13 protein-coding genes and 1 pseudogene are annotated in these 14,389 nt (G+C 40.1%); 5 read left to right on the top strand and 9 right to left on the bottom strand.

The genetic code is table 11. From position 1 onward, the window contains the following. Positions 1 to 114: 114 nt before the first annotated feature. From F0161_RS03925 to F0161_RS03915, 3 genes are all read right to left on the bottom strand, one after another. A complete protein-coding gene (locus F0161_RS03925) occupies positions 115 to 327 on the bottom strand; it encodes a helix-turn-helix domain-containing protein (RefSeq protein WP_137602060.1) in 213 nt (70 codons plus the stop codon). A 9-nt stretch (positions 328 to 336) separates the two neighbouring features. Beyond that, positions 337 to 792, bottom strand: a complete 456-nt coding sequence (locus F0161_RS03920) for a DUF2975 domain-containing protein (protein ID WP_150203777.1) — start codon at positions 790 to 792, stop codon at positions 337 to 339. A 71-nt stretch (positions 793 to 863) separates the two neighbouring features. Further along, the gene (locus F0161_RS03915; protein ID WP_150203776.1) at positions 864 to 1,616 is read right to left on the bottom strand and encodes a GH25 family lysozyme; all 753 of its coding nucleotides are present in this window, start codon (positions 1,614 to 1,616) and stop codon (positions 864 to 866) included. A 238-nt stretch (positions 1,617 to 1,854) separates the two neighbouring features. Between F0161_RS03915 and gntK the strand changes: the two genes are divergently transcribed. Next, positions 1,855 to 3,405 carry a gluconokinase gene (gntK, locus tag F0161_RS03910; RefSeq protein ID WP_150203775.1) on the top strand — a complete coding sequence of 517 codons (1,551 nt, stop codon included), beginning with the start codon at positions 1,855 to 1,857 and terminating at the stop codon, positions 3,403 to 3,405. A gap of 95 nt (positions 3,406 to 3,500) precedes the next feature. On the opposite strand, the gene F0161_RS03905 is transcribed toward gntK, so the two are convergent. The 4 genes from F0161_RS03905 to F0161_RS03890 form a co-directional block, all read right to left on the bottom strand. Next, positions 3,501 to 4,031: a DUF1097 domain-containing protein gene (locus tag F0161_RS03905; protein WP_150203774.1), complete on the bottom strand. Its 531-nt coding sequence runs from the start codon at positions 4,029 to 4,031 to the stop codon at positions 3,501 to 3,503. 173 nt (positions 4,032 to 4,204) lie between these two features. Beyond that, the gene (preA, locus tag F0161_RS03900) at positions 4,205 to 5,476 is read right to left on the bottom strand and encodes an NAD-dependent dihydropyrimidine dehydrogenase subunit PreA (protein WP_150203773.1); all 1,272 of its coding nucleotides are present in this window, start codon (positions 5,474 to 5,476) and stop codon (positions 4,205 to 4,207) included. Further along, positions 5,476 to 6,708 (bottom strand): FAD-dependent oxidoreductase, encoded by a 1,233-nt coding sequence (locus F0161_RS03895; protein ID WP_150203772.1) that lies wholly within the window; start codon positions 6,706 to 6,708, stop codon positions 5,476 to 5,478. Before F0161_RS03895 ends, preA begins: the two co-directional genes overlap by 1 nt. Positions 6,709 to 7,322: 614 nt before the next feature. Next, complete coding sequence (locus F0161_RS03890) at positions 7,323 to 8,822, bottom strand: glutamate--cysteine ligase (RefSeq protein ID WP_150203771.1); 1,500 nt, start codon at positions 8,820 to 8,822, stop codon at positions 7,323 to 7,325. A 151-nt stretch (positions 8,823 to 8,973) separates the two neighbouring features. Between F0161_RS03890 and F0161_RS03885 the strand changes: the two genes are divergently transcribed. The 4 genes and pseudogenes from F0161_RS03885 (at position 8,974) to F0161_RS03870 (ending at position 12,624) form a co-directional block, all read left to right on the top strand. Next, the gene (locus F0161_RS03885; protein WP_150203770.1) at positions 8,974 to 9,960 is read left to right on the top strand and encodes a VOC family protein; all 987 of its coding nucleotides are present in this window, start codon (positions 8,974 to 8,976) and stop codon (positions 9,958 to 9,960) included. Then, positions 9,953 to 10,561 carry an alpha/beta hydrolase gene (locus F0161_RS03880; RefSeq protein WP_150203769.1) on the top strand — a complete coding sequence of 203 codons (609 nt, stop codon included), beginning with the start codon at positions 9,953 to 9,955 and terminating at the stop codon, positions 10,559 to 10,561. Before F0161_RS03885 ends, F0161_RS03880 begins: the two co-directional genes overlap by 8 nt. Before the next feature lie 336 nt (positions 10,562 to 10,897). Then, a pseudogene (locus tag F0161_RS03875) lies at positions 10,898 to 11,949 on the top strand (IS30 family transposase). A gap of 153 nt (positions 11,950 to 12,102) precedes the next feature. Next, positions 12,103 to 12,624 (top strand): hypothetical protein, encoded by a 522-nt coding sequence (locus F0161_RS03870; protein WP_150203768.1) that lies wholly within the window; start codon positions 12,103 to 12,105, stop codon positions 12,622 to 12,624. A 182-nt stretch (positions 12,625 to 12,806) separates the two neighbouring features. Here F0161_RS03870 and F0161_RS11685 read toward each other — a convergent pair whose 3' ends face one another. Continuing rightward, the gene (locus F0161_RS11685) at positions 12,807 to 12,941 is read right to left on the bottom strand and encodes a hypothetical protein (RefSeq protein ID WP_263854038.1); all 135 of its coding nucleotides are present in this window, start codon (positions 12,939 to 12,941) and stop codon (positions 12,807 to 12,809) included. Positions 12,942 to 12,966: 25 nt separating this feature from the next. After that, the gene (gene rlmD / locus F0161_RS03865; protein WP_150203767.1) at positions 12,967 to 14,331 is read right to left on the bottom strand and encodes a 23S rRNA (uracil(1939)-C(5))-methyltransferase RlmD; all 1,365 of its coding nucleotides are present in this window, start codon (positions 14,329 to 14,331) and stop codon (positions 12,967 to 12,969) included. Positions 14,332 to 14,389 lie beyond the last annotated feature (58 nt).

Raw genomic sequence — 14,389 nt, 5'->3', positions numbered from 1 at the left:
GCACTACTCTATAAACGGCTCCTTAACTCACTTGCCTCCGTCTATCTACACTGCCCGTTTCGTTCTCAACCCGAACAAACCGTCCAGCTAGGATAATACTCGCCAGGTCCCGAGTTATTCCGCACTACTCTCATATTCCAAGATATCGCCAGGCTGGCAATCAAGGACTTTGCAAATAGCTTCGAGTGTGGAAAATCGGACGGCTTTGGCTTTGCCAGTTTTCAAGATAGAAATATTGGCTAACGTAATCCCGACTTCATCGGCTAGTTGAGTGACGCTCATTTTGCGTTTGGCTAGCATGACATCTAGCGTAATTTTAATGGCCATCTTCTCACCTCACACTGTAAAATCATTTTCTTGCTTCAACTCAATTGCGTTTTGCAATAATCGTTGGAGGACCGCCACAAAAGTTGAAATAATAAATGGCAATAAAATCACGGTGCCACCCATTAGAATTAAACCAGGAGCATCCTCTTCTTGTGCCATGGCATAAATCTCGGGCATCAATGCCAAATACGTAATCCCAATCCCGCAAGCGGCCAGTTTAATTTGACGGACCGCGTTTAAACACTTCCCAGAAAATGCTAAATTACGGTCAACTAACAGAAGAATTTTGAACGCTTGAAAAACTAGATAATAAAAGATTAACGCCGACACATAAAGTGCCCCAATAAAAAAGTAATCTTCAACGCTGTGTGCTCGAAAATGTGGGAACAATAGCACGTTGAAAAATAATACGATGCCAGCAACCAATGCTAGACTCAATTTCAAAAATAAAGTTCTGGTTTTCATGTCATCACCTCAACACTAAAATACCAGAGCTTTTATCGTTTTTCAATAAATATTCATCGTTTAACAGAAATTTAATTAATATATTGTTTCCAAGATTTGACGTTCCCGTTGTAAATGGCTGGGAGCAGATTGGAAGTTTGTTTGTTGATTTCTAATTTGTCTTTACCGACATATTGAATAAACTTCACGTCGGTGTTTTTGCTGGTTAACTCAGTGGTCGTTAGCATGCGCTTACTGTGAGTCACATAGGGATTGACGAGCGCTTTTTGAATGGAGGGACTGGCCCAAACAATGCATTCTTGGTCATAATGATTTGCTAGCATCTTCATCAGTTGGGCTAACTTTTTCCCTTGTGTCTTGACGTTTGGTTTACTGCCTTCATAGTACGTGACGTGAATGGCAATTGGGAGCGTCCCACTTTCTTTTTTGACTTGACTGACGATGTAATCATATTGTTCCTTCGCACTCGAAGTAAAGCTGAATTCATGATAGATGCCAGTTTCTAAACCTGAGCCGGAGATTCGATTGTAATTATCTTCAAACTCATCATCTTTGTACCGTGCTCCTGAAGTCGCTTTTAGATAAACAAATTTTAGGCCACTATCTTTTAATTGTTGAAAATCAACATAGCCGTCATCTTGCGTAATCATTGCGCCACGCACTGGATAAGTCGACAAACTGGAAGACCGGTGAACGTGCCAAAAATAACCCGCACCGGCCAAAATGATGACCAAAACCAGGATGATCCACACGATGCGGCGTGGATGTTTTCTTGATTTTCGAAATGTATCGTTATAAATTGGTTCAATTTTTTCTTTCGCCATTATCTTTTTCCAGTCAATTTTTATATTTAGTCATTTTTCAGAACTGTAAAATATCTGTTTCACGAATTGTTTGGTGAAAATCAAAGACATTTATTAAGATTGTGTCCATTTTAGCTATTTTTAGTTGTTAAAAGAAAGCGGTTTTCATATAATACTATTGTATGTTTTACATGATATTTTAATCACATTGGTTAATAAGTTCAACATCAATTTGAGAAATGCAAGGGAGATTTATAATATGGATTACATGATTGGAATGGATTTAGGAACAACTAGTACTAAAGCCGTATTATACGATATGGATTGTAACGTGTTAGGTTATGCCAACAAATTATATCCATTATATCAAGACCAACCAGACATGGCTGAAGAAGATCCAGAAGAAATCTTCGATGCTGTTGTCGACGCTTTAACAGAAGTTTTACGTAAAGCGGATTTAAAGAATGGTAAATTGCAAGGTGTATCATTTTCTGCCGCAATGCATAGTTTGATTGGCCTCGATGCTGATCACAAACCAACTACTGGCGTCATCACATGGGCTGATAACCGAGCTGAAAAATATGCTAACGAATATAAGCAAAATGGTAAAGGGTTCGAAATTTATTCACGTACTGGTACCCCTACCCACCCAATGTCACCACTTTACAAGCTAATTTGGCTACGTAATGAACATAAAGACATTTTTGACAACTCAAAATATTGGGTTGGAATTAAAGAATATATCTTCTACCGTTTGTTCGGTGTGTTAAAAGAAGAAATTTCAATCGCGTCAGCTACTAGTTTGTTTAACATTTTCAAATTAGACTGGGACGAAGGTGCTTTGAAAGAAGCTGGCATCACTCGTGATCAATTACCAGAATTGGTCCAACCAACTGAACAAGTTACAGGTATGCATGAGGAATATGCCAAAGTAATCGGCATCCCAACGGACACTCCTTTCATCATGGGAGCTTCTGATGGTACCTTGTCTAACTTAGGGGTTAACGCTATTGATCCCGGTGTTGTCGCTGTTACAATTGGTACTTCTGGTGCCGTTCGGACAGTTGTTGACAAGCCAGTGATTGATCCTAAGGGTCGTGTCTTCTGTTACGCCTTAACTAAGGACAGATGGGTGATTGGTGGACCAGTTAATAACGGTGGAATTGTCTTCCGCTGGGTTCGTGATCAATTATTCGCCCCTGAAAAGATTACTGCTTCAATGATGAACGTCGATTCATACGATATGTTAACTCAAATTGCTGGCGAAGTCCCTGCTGGTTCAGATGGCTTAATTTTCCATCCATATTTGGGTGGCGAACGTGCCCCAATCTGGGATGCTAACGCTCGTGGTTCATTCTTTGGTTTAACTCGTAACCATACCCGTGCTCACATGGTCCGGGCTGCCCTTGAAGGTATCGTTTATAACTTGTACAACGTGATGTTAGCCTTGGCAGAAGTTTCTGGTTCACCAAAAGAAATTATGGCTACTGGTGGTTTTGCTCGTTCAGAACTATGGCGTCAAATGTTGGCTGATATTTTTGAAAGCCCAGTTACAATTCCAACCGCCTTTGAATCAGGTGCCTTAGCTGCCGTCACAATTGCTAAGAAAAGCTTAGGCCTCATCGATGACATTTCTGTTATTAAAGACTACATCGGTGAAACTCACACGTACCAACCAAACAAAGAAAATTATGCCGCTTATCGCGAACTTGTTCCAATTTTCATTCGCTTAAGTCGTCAACTTCAAACTGAATATGCAAATATTGCTGATTTCCAACGCAAATTTAGTGCTAACTCCACTAAAGACTAATATCTAATGGAACCGATTCTAAAGATGGATTGTGATACAAAACTCTTGTTTTGTATCACAATCCATCTTTTTATTTTCAGCTAGTTCAGTTACGTTCAATAAGTCTGCAAACTCCGTCTAGTCAAGAATATCGAACATAAGAAAAGTACTCTTATACTCAATATTCCCGATGCATAGCCGATAACGAAGATTCCTAACAGCATTGAGAGGTAAAGTTGGAAAACGAACAGCCCCCAACTATGAATCGTAATATTTGAAAGGATTAGCATCGTAGTCCCCCAAGCGATTAGCCAAGCAGGTACAATCGTAAATTTCATGATGGTCCCTTGAAGGAACAATACGATGAAGGTCATGATACCAAACATGATTGACGAACCAATCAGGCCTGACATGAACGAAACATGAAGAAAACGAAAGGCGATTAAACCCCAGACAATTCCTAATGCGAAACTAATCAGAATATTCCAAATTTTATCCTTTGGAAACCCAGCCCCGAAGAAATATGACACAGCGATGAAGGCTGCTGATCCCATCCATAGCCCGCCACCGGTCATAATTAAACTGTAAATCAAGGTACATAAACCAACTCCAATTGAATCAAACCAAACCTTTTTACTTATTTTCATGATAACTACCCCATATCTTTTTATTGATGATTATCGAGAAGTGGTTAATTTTAAGTTCTAACACAATAAGGCTGGTGCCAAATAAATGGGCCAGCCTTACTTTATCTAATCAATCATTGCATTGTTGTAGACAAGCTTAATTTCAAATGGTTAGTGTATTAATTTATGTTTGATTAGAAGTGAGTTAAACGAACCGATTCAACTTGTTTATCTTCAGCATTACCCTTACGACCAGGTTTCATCACCTTCTCACCCGTAGTAATTGCACCAACTGGACAAACTAGGTTACATAAGTGACAGCCGACACATTTGCTTGTATCAACGCTTGGACGGCGCGTTTTTGGATCCCATGTAATGGCTTGATGGGCACCATCAAAGCATGATACATAACAACGGCCACAGCCGATACATTTGTCCCAGTCAATTTTTGGATAGACCTTATAGTCACGATCCAAATCTTCAGCAGGCACGATATTCTTGTTGGCAGAACCAATCAATTCACTCAGATGATCAACGCCTTGATCTTCCATATAATGCATTAAACCATTCTTCATATCTTCAACAATCCGGTAACCATATTGCATTACCGAGGTAGTTACTTGAAGCGTTGTAGCTCCGAGTAAAATGAATTCGGCAGCGTCTTGCCAAGTTTCAATTCCACCAATCCCAGAAATTGGTAATTGTTCCAAACCAGCGGCCACACGTAATTGTTGAATAAAGCGTAAGGCAATTGGTTTAACAGCTTTCCCAGAGAATCCAGAAATTGATGATTTACCATTAACGATTGGTAATGCAACCCGTTTTTCAAGGTCAATGTTTGAAATTGACTTAACGGTATTAATTGTGGCAATCCCTTCAGCACCACCAGCAAGACTGGCTTTAGCAGCTGGAATCATGTCAGTAATATTTGGAGTCATTTTGGCCATCATTGGCAAATCTGATCCACGTTTAACAGCGGCACAATATTTTTTAACTAATTCAGGATTAGTCCCAACATCTGAACCCATTTCGTGTGAAGTCATTTGTGGACATGAAAGGTTCATTTCAATCATATCAGCTTTGGCTTCAGTGACTAATTGAGCTAGTTCTTCCCAATCTTGTTCATTAGTACCCATGATTGAGGCCACGACAATTTTATCAGGATAGTTTTCTTTTAATTGCTTTAAATCATGTAAGTTTTCTTCAAGTGAATGTTCAGCAATTTGTTCCATGTTTTTGAAACCAACAAATGGAGTTCCTTCTTTGGTTAATTCATCAAAACGTGGAGATACTTCATCAACTTCGAAATGCTTTGGTCCGATTGTCTTAAAGACAACCCCGCCCCAGCCTTCATCAAAGGCTTTCGCACACATTTCATAACAGTTATCAACTGGAGATGATGATAGTAGGAAAGGATTTTCAAAATGAACGCCTAAAAAATCTACGGATAAGTCTTTTTTAATCATTATTTTGTACCTCCAATCAATTCGCTATCAATCAAGTCAGCAACTTCTTTACCTTTACGAACAGCCCAAACAACGGTTTGATCACCTTGAGCAATATCACCAGTAACAAAGACTTTTGGATCATCAGTCTTGTAGCCAGCATAAGGAACAACCCCGTGTTCGATGTTAATGCCTAAATTATCAGCGTTAACTTGTTGGCCAATGGCAAGGATAATCTTGTCGGCTTTAATGGTTAATTTGCCGTCCATGTTACGAGCTTTGAAGGTAACTTCATTGCCGTCAACAGATTCTGGTACATAACCATCAACAATTGTTACGCCTTCACGTTGAGTTCCAGCTAATTCTTTCTTTGAAGCGCGGAATTCATCAAATTGTTCGTAAACAACATCGGTTACATGTTCTACATCTAAACGTTTGAGAGTCGTTGAAACGTCCATCGCAACATCCCCACCACCAATAACTACAGCACTGGCTGGAACGTCTTTGATATTACCTTTGGCTTCCTTAACACGAGCAAGGAAATCAACAGCTGATTCAACGTAATCATTGCCTTCAAACATTGGTAGAACTTTAGCTTCACTGGCACCAACTGCGACAACCACAGCATCGTTGCTAGCTTTCAATTCGTCCATGGTAATATCTTTACCAATGGTGACGTTGTAGTGCATTTTGGCACCTAAATTAATAATTCGTTTGATTTCATATTCAACGATGTCAGCTGGTAGACGATATTCAGGAATACCATATGTTAAATATCCACCGGCTTTTTCACTTTTTTCGTAAATATCAACAGAGTAGCCACGTTCGAGCATTGTGGTTGCGGTTTGTAAACCAGCTGGTCCACTTCCGACGATAGCAATACTCTTACCGTTTGATTCACCTTTTTGAAGAATATCCATTTCAGCTTGTTGTTCAAAATCAGTAACAAATCGTTGAATCCCACCAATATCGATTGGTTTGTCGATACCGGTACGTGAACATGCTAATTCACAATATTTTTCTGTGGGACATACACGGGCACAAATGGCACCCATTGCATTATTTTCACGAACGGTTTCAGCAGCACCTTTAAGGTTGCGGAAACGAACACTTCTGATAAATTTACCTGGATCTGTATGTGCGGGGCACATTTGTGAGCATGGTGCATCATGACATAATAGACAGCGTGCAGCTTCTTCCATTACGGTAGTCATGGTGTAGCCAGGGGCTTCTGTTTCGTATTTTTTAGTCATACTGATTACTCCTTGCCTTATCATTTTTTTGTAAAGTGATAGCGTGACGGGCAATCAAGCTGTGTAGTAATTCACATATATGTCCATAACACGTCTTTACAAGTTCTAGATTATCAACAAAGCTTAATTTCAACAAAAAACCACCAAATACTTAGGCAGTATTGGTGGTAGTTTGGATAATTTTATATATTTTAGTATGTGAATATTTTTACGAATAAAATTATTTCTGAAGTTGATAAAAAAGCAAATCGCACTGTAGCAGCGTTTCTGACCTGTTGACTAGTGCTTTTGAGAATAATTTGAAATTTTAACAGATATTTCTATATCTTTTTGGCATAAATTATAGGGAATATTTTTTGACGTGTAAATTTAAAACGTGCTCCTCAATTCAATCATCTCCGCCTAAATAAAGACATCAACCATCCAAAGTCCGGATAGCTGATGTCTTATTTTAGTACTCAATGATTATCGAACTGATATACACTCTATTTTTTAAACGTGCTTATCCTATCTACGGCCTTCGTTTAGTTACAAAACTTCAATATAAGTAACCCTCTTATATCAAAGTTTCTAGACTAATCCTCAGCCGCAGCCCGATAGGATGCGCACTCTTTTTATTCCTTTATCTCCGGGAACATCTTTAACAAATAATCACGGGCGCCATTGGGGAATTCGAGGCGGGGATGATTTTCAAACCATTCGTGGTGACTACCATGGGTGAGCTTGATGCCGTTGAATAGTTTAACTCGGATACCGAGTAAAATCGCCGCTTTAATTAATTCTTGAGCAACTACTGAATATTCTTTGGAGATAACTTCAAGAGGTAATTCTAAGGCGTGTAATTTTTGATAACGATCGTTGGCAATCTTTAATCCAAAGGCTTCCAAAGAATCATCCTCAATTCGTGCTAATAGTTGGCCGCTAATGGTCAACGCAGGGTTGCGAACTCGTTTGCGAGCAATTTCAATGGCAAATGAATATTTTTTTGGTGCGTCATATTCTTCGACGAAAGCAGCCAGATTATCCAAGAGCTGATTAGCCTCTTCAACTAGCCATTCGGGTTGCTCCAATGGATTTTGAAGGGCAACTTCTTCATTTTTGTCGGCAGCATGGCGTAATTGTTCTTTAATATCGGTTGGGACACCAGAAACTAGACAATAGCCCATCAATAATTCGAGCATATCCAAGGTATCGTCACTGACACCAGAGCGAGAGAACGGATCCAAATCAAATGATCTGAACTCGAGGTAAGTCACCCCTTCTTCCAGCATTTCATCGATATCATCGTCATGAGTCATCCCTTTTAAGCGGACAGGACCATAAAATTCTTGGGTCGAATAAAAGGTTCCATCAGCGACGAACTGTTTGAGTTGGGCAGTTTGTTCGGTCAACGAATCGTAAGTGATAGTCTCATTTTCACGATTAGCGTAACCCAGACTGCTGTTGCGCAAACTACGGACAGGGAATTCTAAATCAGCGGGCAAATGTTCGAGTGGATTTTCGGTAATTGGCGAAGCCCCATACAGGTATGTGAAGAACCATCTGTACAAAACGAAATACTGCGATAACTTAAAGTACATGTGGTTTCGTAAATCGGCCACTGACTCAAAGTTTTCGCCATTATCCGCTTGGTATAACTGGTACAATAACGTATCATTCACGCTGAAGTTCACATGTGAACCGGCAATGATTTCATATTTAGCACCATATTTTTGTTCCAAATAATCACGATAGTCTTGATACCAATCCCGATGGAAATCTTGATGAATAAACTCTTCATCGTCTTCTTCCAACTTGGGTGGCATACTAAGTGGCCAAATTCGTTCATCATCATGGAGCTGAGCATTGACAATCTGTTGCAGCATCTTCAAGTTTTTAACTGCCTCACGTCCACCTTTGGTTGGTTCCGTAATCAATTCCAACATGCTGTCAGTAAAGTCCGATTGTAGATATGGATGATTCTTCCGTGATCCAAACTTAGTCGGATATGGATAACGACTAATCCGTCCATCTGCAGTCACACGGTGCTCTTCTTGTTCCAAGCCAAAAAAGCCCTCAAATAATTTATTCGTTAACCCTAATTGTTTAATTTTTTCCCCAACATTTTCAGACATAAACTCACCTTATATTTTATGATTAATTACTTTCATACATTTTATCACTCTCGCCCACAAAAGTACTGCAAAATTAACTAGAATACATTTTGATTGCGTTGCGATTTTCGCTATGGTAAATTATGGCCGATAAACGAACGGAGGAGTTATTATGTCGCAACGATTACAAGGGTTACATCACATCACCGTGATTACTTCCAGTGCCCCAAAGATTTTCAAATTTATGACCGAAGTTTTGGGATTACACCTCATCAAAAAAACCGTCAACCAAGATGATATTCGCACGTATCACCTTTATTTTACTGACGATATGGGCAGTGCCGGCACGGATATTACTTTCTTGGACTTTCATGGCCTCGAAACGGCGCGTAAAGGAAACAATGCCATTAACCGGATTGGCCTACGCTTACCGAATGATCAGGCCGTTGACTGGTGGGAACAACGACTCGATGAATTTGATATTCGTCACGATCCACAAACCACTCAATTTGGTGACAAAGTACTGAATTTTTATGATTTTGATGGTCAAAAATATCAATTTGTCTCGGATGAACATAACCATGGCTTACCAGGAGGCACACCTTATCGCTTTAGCCCTATTCCTAAAGAATATGCGATTGTCGGCTTAGGTCCCGCGTTAATTCGGACCCAATTTCGTGAAAAAATTTTGAATCTAGTTCTGACCAATCTAATGGGTTACGACGAAATTATGACCGCTGGCAATTTACATTTATATGAATCCTATGACAAAGGCGGCCACGGTTCACAAGTGATTGTGGAAGATGACATGGATGGTGCTATGGAAGTGCAAGGTTATGGGAGCGTTCATCATTTATCCTTCACGGTTGAAGATGAGGAGGCATTACGCTTCTGGATTGAATTAATCGATAAAATTGGATTACCCAACTCCGGTTTTGTCGATCGCTTCTATTTCAAATCAGAATACTTCCAACCAGCGACCGGCATCTTATTTGAAATTGCCACGAATGGTCCTGGGTTCTTACAAGATGAAACCTACGAAGAAGCTGGCGTACACCTTGAGCTACCACCATTTTTGGAAGAACAGCGGGCCGATATTGAAGCTAATTTAGTGGCTTTCAATACCCCAAACACGATTGAGGACGATTCCAATGAATAATGAGCACATCAGTTACACACCCGGCACCTCGAACGCCCCGGTCATCATGTTACATGGTACTGGCGGCGATGAAAATGACTTACTACCAATTGCCAATGTGTTATTTCCAGAACAACCTAAAATTGGCATTCGCGGGCGGTTGATGGAACAAGGCTTAACCCGCTATTTCGCTCATCATCCAGACGGTAGCTTTGATCAAACCAGTTTGGAAAATGAAACGCAGTGGTTACTGGCTACGATTGCGGAGGTCATTGAAACTTACCAGTTAGATGATGAATCTGTCACTGTCCTGGGGTATTCTAATGGCGCAAACATGGCACTTTATGCTGCCTTAACGGGCCGCACATTTTTCAAGACGGCCATCTTGCTGCATCCAATGTTAGTCAGTGATGATTTTTCTGACGATATCGCTGACGACGTTAATTTGTGGGCTTCATACGGCGACAATGACCCAATCGTAACACCAGAAAACTTTGCCTCACTCGTAAGTGAAGCTGAGAAACGCTACTTTAATCTTTCCACTTTTAAGTCCAACATGGGCCACGCTATCACTAAAGAAGAGATTCTAGATGCTGCTCAATGGTTGCATTCCCAGCAGTAGTAAATACGAAAAACACGCCCAGTCGAAGGCGTTATCTTGTCAGTGTAAGGAAGATGAATTCCTGTAGGATTCATTCTAAATTTTCCCTGTTGTTAACGTAATCTCTCGAGATTGCGTTTTTTTTGCTGTCCATAATTTTAGGAGGATACTAATATCTGAAAATAAAATCTATGACATTTAGTACCAGAAACCATGAATCGACCTTATTTAAAATTTTATGTAAAAAAAGCTAGATCGCGCGTTTTATAATCAAGTTAGCCAAATACTTTTAGCTAATTGATAAAATAAAAAACACCAAGACAAATCTCTGTTATCATTGATGTTCCTACACAAACAATGAAAGAGGTTATTGTCTTGATGCAAGAACAGAATACCACAGTCAGAAAAAAAGGTCAGCACCTAACTTCGTTTGAACGAGGAAGAATTGCTACGCTACACAGCCAAGGCTATTCCAATCGTGCAATTGCCAGAGCGCTTAATGTTTGTCATCAAACAATCAATAATGAATTATGCCGCGGCGAGATCGACCAAGTAAAAAAGTGAATGGTCAACGCCAATATTACGCTGTATACTCACCAGAAACAGCACAAGCTAAGTACGAAGCTAATCGAGCCCACTGTCATCGACCTTTGAAACTCGTCGGTGTCGCTGATTTTATCGACTATTTTACGACTCATTTGCGTCAAGATGGTTGGTCGCCTGATGCATCAGTAGGACGGGCCAAACTTGAAGGCTTATATCAACCTGAGGAGATGGTCTCGACCAAGACGCTATACCACTATATTGATGCCCAGTTACTTGAAGTCCGTAATCTTGATCTACTCGAAAAAACGCGCCACCGTGCCAAACATCATCACTCGATCAAGCACAAGCGTCTGGCCGGACGGAGTATTGATGAACGGCCTAAAAGTATCGACCAGCGTCAAGAGTTCGGCCATTTCGAATTGGACACCGTGGTGGGCAAGCGCAACGGTCAAGAGAGTGTGATCTTAACGCTGATCGAGCGTCAATCCCGCTGCCAAATTCTACGTTTGATCGATGGTCGTGATTCCGATTCGGTCAACTATGAGCTGGCCAAGATCTGTCAAGAATACGGATCAATTATGAAGTCAGTTACTGCCGATAATGGCGCTGAGTTCTCGGAAGTTGGTGCTGTACTTACCGGTGTCGCTGACCTTTATTATGCCCATCCATATCGTTCCTCTGAGCGTGGGACTAACGAAGCGCATAATCGAATGATCCGCCGCGATGTACCCAAGGGTCTATCCATGGATATTTTGGGTCCTCATGATATCCAAGCAGTTGAGTCAAAGCTAAACAATTTACCGCGCCGGCAAGCTGGCTATCAAACACCCAAAGAGCTTTTCTCCGCTGCTTCCGCCGGTTAAGTTAAGTCCATAAAATATGAATATTAATGAAAATACTGATTTAATAGAATTTATCGTGTGGCTAATTTGTTCTTGCAATTTGGGTTCAAAAATTTATTCAATTGAATGCTATACTACTATTAGAAATATTAACTTCTGGGAGGAGTAATTAATATGTTAAAACGGTTAAGCATTGCAACAATCTGTCTTGTGGGTGCCCTAACTTTAGCAGGATGTTCTTCAAGTAACGCTAACGAAAAGGATTCCAGTTCTTCGAAAGTGACGAGTTCAAAGAAAGTAACCAAACATTCAAAATCCAGCCAATCTAGTCAAAAGACTAGCAAACAGGATTCAAGTAATGACACTGATGCCAGTTCGACTACCGCCAGTATTCCAGCATCAGAAGATCAAGGAATGTCAGTTTTGTATACCATGTATAGGCGTGAAGGCTATTCCGACGATAGTATAACTGAGTCACTTCAAAACAAGCAATTATCAGGTATCAAATTGGATGAAATTAGCGGCAAGAATGCTGCTTATGATTATAATAAAAGCGTGACAAGAGTTTTTCCTGAAAACACCTATTTAGTTTTCAGTTCGATGAGTGCAGCGGGATCCGTTACTTTTCAATTAGTGAACAATCACACAGCAAAAGTATATGCCGTCCCTCCCACTTTCAAGACGAACGTTGGTTGACGGATGATAATTGGGCACAAAATGAAGTTAATACTTATATGAACAACCCACAAACTTGGGAGCTCCAAACTCCAAGTGCAGACCTATTGAACCTGATGAAAACTACTCAATCTTCATACTAAAGTAAAAAGCACTGATTCACAGTCGACTACGACGAGAATCAGTGCTTTTAATTTACCTTATCACTTATTATAAATCTTTGGACCCTTACGCATGTTCTTTTGATCATTTCTGGCAATGGCATTTTTGTTAACAGAATGTTTGCCGTCTTGTTTCTTTTGGTCAATTAAAGCTTGCATTTTTTCTTTAGCGTTCATAAATATATTTCACCTTTAAGATTGTTTAGCGACTAAGGACAGTAATACTTTCAATGTGCGTCGTTTGTGGGAATTGATCGACTGGTTGGATTGGTTGATTAACATTGTATCCTTGGTCCTTGAGCAATGTAATATCACGAACCAAGGTAGCCGGATTACAGCTCACATACACAATCTTCTTAGGTTTCATTTCACCAGTGGCTTCAATAAATTCAGGAGCGAGTCCCTTACGTGGTGGATCAACAACTAAAACATCGGGATCTAAACCATCTTCAGCCCATTTCTTCATCTGAATTTCGGCTTTTTCAACCACAAATTCAGCATTTTCAATGCCATTTTTGGCGGCATTGAGCTTAGCGTCTTGAACTGCTGAAGACACAACTTCTACACCGTAAACCTTCTTAGCATGACTGGCCATCGCAAGTGAAATAGTTCCAATTCCACTATAGGCATCGATAACCGTTTCATTTCCAGTCAAACCAGCTTGTTCAATCGCACTGGCATAGAGCTTTTCAGTTTGTTGAGGGTTAACTTGATAAAATGATGAAGGTGAAATGGCAAAATCAAGACCAAGTAATTGATCTTCAATCGTGTCAGCTCCCCAAAGTTTACGATTCTCACGCCCAAGTAAAACGTTCGTATCTTCCGCATTGATATTTTGGAAAATACTCTTCACTTCTGGCAAGGCAGCGCGAATATCTTCAACAAGTTGTTCCTTGATAGGCAGCTTTTTACCATTAGTAACTAAAACAACCATCATTTCGTGACTGTAATAGCCGCGACGAACCATCACCGTACGGACAATTCCTTTTTTGGTAGCTTCATCATAAGGCTTGATGTGATATTTACGAATAATATCGCGAAGGACAATAATTGCCTCGTCCAATTTTGGATCTTGAATATAGTAATCCTCAATTGGTACCACATTATGACTGCCACGCTTATAAAAGCCAGTCTCAACTGTGCCGTGAAGTTCACGAACAGGCACTTGAGCTTTATTACGATAGTGATATGGTGTTTCCATTCCAATGGTATCTAACACAGGGATTTCTAAATGTTCTTTTTGAAGTAACTCTTCAATTTGATGTTGTTTAAATTTCAGTTGTGCTGGGTATGCCAAATGTTGCAATGGTGCAATTCCCGTTTGGGTATATTGCTTATCCTTTACTTCAACACGGTCTGGACTAGTTTTAATCCAATTGATTGGCTTACCAAAAGCGTAAGTCTTTGAAACTTTAATTACGCGGAAGTGAATTTCTTCACCTGGCAACGTATTGTCAACAAAAATTGGGTATTTATCAATTTTGATAACGCCCATTCCTTGATAAGTCAAATCGGTTACAGTACCGGTATACGTTTCATTTTTAACGACTGGTGCTTTAAATTTCATAGATATCTCCTTCGAGCTTTTCGACGCTCACCTTAAATTATGCCTCAAAAATAGGCAA

It is taken from the genome of Paucilactobacillus nenjiangensis (genome assembly GCF_008632615.1).
Lineage (GTDB): Bacteria > Bacillota > Bacilli > Lactobacillales > Lactobacillaceae > Paucilactobacillus > Paucilactobacillus nenjiangensis.
Note: the sequence above shows the minus strand (reverse complement) of the source record. Positions and strands in the feature narration are given on the sequence as shown.

What these genes read in the sequence shown, in the direction of transcription:
- F0161_RS03925 (WP_137602060.1), bottom strand. Translation starts at nt 327, where the DNA reads ATGGCCATTAAAATTACGCTAGATGTCATGCTAGCCAAACGCAAAATG.
- F0161_RS03920 (WP_150203777.1), bottom strand. Translation starts at nt 792, where the DNA reads ATGAAAACCAGAACTTTATTTTTGAAATTGAGTCTAGCATTGGTTGCT.
- F0161_RS03915 (WP_150203776.1), bottom strand. Translation starts at nt 1,616, where the DNA reads ATGGCGAAAGAAAAAATTGAACCAATTTATAACGATACATTTCGAAAA.
- gntK (WP_150203775.1), top strand. Translation starts at nt 1,855, where the DNA reads ATGGATTACATGATTGGAATGGATTTAGGAACAACTAGTACTAAAGCC.
- F0161_RS03905 (WP_150203774.1), bottom strand. Translation starts at nt 4,031, where the DNA reads ATGAAAATAAGTAAAAAGGTTTGGTTTGATTCAATTGGAGTTGGTTTA.
- preA (WP_150203773.1), bottom strand. Translation starts at nt 5,476, where the DNA reads ATGATTAAAAAAGACTTATCCGTAGATTTTTTAGGCGTTCATTTTGAA.
- F0161_RS03895 (WP_150203772.1), bottom strand. Translation starts at nt 6,708, where the DNA reads ATGACTAAAAAATACGAAACAGAAGCCCCTGGCTACACCATGACTACC.
- F0161_RS03890 (WP_150203771.1), bottom strand. Translation starts at nt 8,822, where the DNA reads ATGTCTGAAAATGTTGGGGAAAAAATTAAACAATTAGGGTTAACGAAT.
- F0161_RS03885 (WP_150203770.1), top strand. Translation starts at nt 8,974, where the DNA reads ATGTCGCAACGATTACAAGGGTTACATCACATCACCGTGATTACTTCC.
- F0161_RS03880 (WP_150203769.1), top strand. Translation starts at nt 9,953, where the DNA reads ATGAATAATGAGCACATCAGTTACACACCCGGCACCTCGAACGCCCCG.
- F0161_RS03870 (WP_150203768.1), top strand. Translation starts at nt 12,103, where the DNA reads ATGTTAAAACGGTTAAGCATTGCAACAATCTGTCTTGTGGGTGCCCTA.
- F0161_RS11685 (WP_263854038.1), bottom strand. Translation starts at nt 12,941, where the DNA reads ATGAACGCTAAAGAAAAAATGCAAGCTTTAATTGACCAAAAGAAACAA.
- rlmD (WP_150203767.1), bottom strand. Translation starts at nt 14,331, where the DNA reads ATGAAATTTAAAGCACCAGTCGTTAAAAATGAAACGTATACCGGTACT.